The sequence below is a fragment of the Rhodoblastus sp. genome (assembly GCF_041915505.1).
In the GTDB taxonomy this organism is placed as follows: domain Bacteria; phylum Pseudomonadota; class Alphaproteobacteria; order Rhizobiales; family Beijerinckiaceae; genus Rhodoblastus.
In genome coordinates, this window is record NZ_JAYSBG010000492.1 from 1 (window position 1) to 1,971 (window position 1,971).

General features: G+C 63.5%; 1 protein-coding gene. It reads right to left on the reverse strand.

Translation table 11 applies throughout. The annotated features are described in order from the left end of the window. On the reverse strand, positions 1-1,751 hold a 1,751-nt coding region (locus ACE3S9_RS19065), incomplete at its 3' end, for a potassium transporter Kup (RefSeq protein ID WP_374548053.1). Positions 1,752-1,971: the final 220 nt, after the last annotated feature.

The window sequence follows — 1,971 nt, forward strand, 5'->3', positions numbered from 1 at the left end:
ACGCCGCATTTGCGCATCAGCGCCATGGCCGCCGGCACGCGCGGGCTTTCCATATAGCCGAAGAACAAAGTGACGCGCATGAAATCATGCGAGAGCTGCTCGATCTCGAACCGATTGGCCTCGGCGACGCGCGGCGTCGGCTTGGTGACGACGTTCATGATGACGACGCGCTCGTGCAACACCTTGTTATGCTTCAGGTTATGCATCAGCGCGGAGGGCGCGACATTGGGATCGCCGGTCAGGAACACCGCCGTGCCGGGCACCCGCGTCGGCTTGGATTTCTCCATCATGCGGATGAGATCGGTTGTGGGAATCGAATCGCGGTGAGTCTTCCGCGCCAGCAGCTCCGTTCCGCGCACCCAGGTCCACATCACGATCATCGAGAGCATGCCGAGGCTGAGCGGCACCCAGCCGCCTTCGAACACTTTCACCAGATTGGCGGCCAGGAAGGCGCAGTCGATCGCCAGGAAGAAGCCGATGAAGGGAATGGCCGCGATCAGCGGCCAATGCCACAATTTCCGCACCACGAAATAGGCCAGGCTGGTCGTCACCACCATGGTGCCGGTGACCGCAATGCCATAGGCGTTGGCCAGATTGTCGGAGGTGCGAAACAGGAAGACCAGCAGCAGCACGCCGATCAGCAGGGTCCGGTTGACGCGCGGGACGAAGATCTGCCCCTCGGTGGACGCCGATTTGTGCTGGATTTCGAGGCGCGGCAGCAGGCCGAGCTGGATCGCCTGACGCGACAGCGAAAAGGCGCCGGTAATGACCGCCTGGCTGGCGATCACGGTGGCGACGGTGGCCAGAATGACGAAGGGAATCAGCGCCCAGGCCGGAGCCATCAGGTAGAAGGGGTCCTTGACCGCGTCGTGATTGTTGAGGACGAGCGCGCCCTGGCCCAGATAATTGCACACCAGCGAGGGCAGCACGAAGCACAGCCAGGCGATCTGGATCGGCTTGCGGCCGAAATGGCCCATATCGGCGTAAAGCGCCTCGGCGCCGGTCACCGCCAGGAAGACGAGGCCGAGCGTGACGAAGCCGACAGCGCCGTGGCCGAACAGGAATTTCAGGCCGTTCAAGGGATTAAAGGCGTAAAGGATACGCGGGGCGTCGGCGATATGAATCAAGCCGAGCACGCCGATCAGGCCGAAGAACACCACCATGATCGGGCCGAAATAGGCCGCGACCCGCGCCGTGCCGCCGCTCTGCACCACGAAGAGCGAGACCAGAATGACCACGGCGATGGGCAGGACATAGGGCTGGAAGGCGCTCGACGCCGTATTCAGGCCCTCGACCGCGGAAAGCACCGAAATGGCGGGGGTGATTATGGCGTCGCCGGAAAACAAAGCCGCGCCCGCCACGCCGAGCAGAAAGATCGTCTTGGAGCGGCGCCCGAGCGCGTTCTGCGCCAGGGCCATCAGGGAGAGCGTGCCGCCCTCGCCCTTGTTGTCCGCCCGCATCAGGAAGAACACATATTTGAGCGTGACGACGATGAACAAGGCCCAGATCAGCAGCGAGACGATGCCGATCACCTCGGATTCGACGACGCCATCTTCCTTCATATGATCCAGCGCCGTCTTCAACGCGTAGAGCGGGCTGGTGCCGATGTCGCCATAAACCACGCCCATCGAGCCGAGCAGCATGGTCCAGAAGCCCTCCTGCTGATGCTCGGGAGAGCCTACGGGCTGTTGCTGAACGACTTCGGGGGCTGGCGTGACGGCGGCAGGCGTAGGAACGGCGTCTTGCGACATGGTCACTTCCCGGAAACTTCCTGGCGGCGGCCTCAAATGAGGCGAGACCGAGGCAGAGCTATAAACCTTTCCGCGTTGCGGGAGAAGGGGCCCGGCCTTGGCCTTTCGCCAAGGATGATCGCCCGATGATTGCCCCGCCCGGCGAATGCTGGCAAGAGGCGGCGATGAGCTCCGCCGCGCCGCCGCCTTCCGCCGCCCCCCTTCCGATCGACGAGGTTCT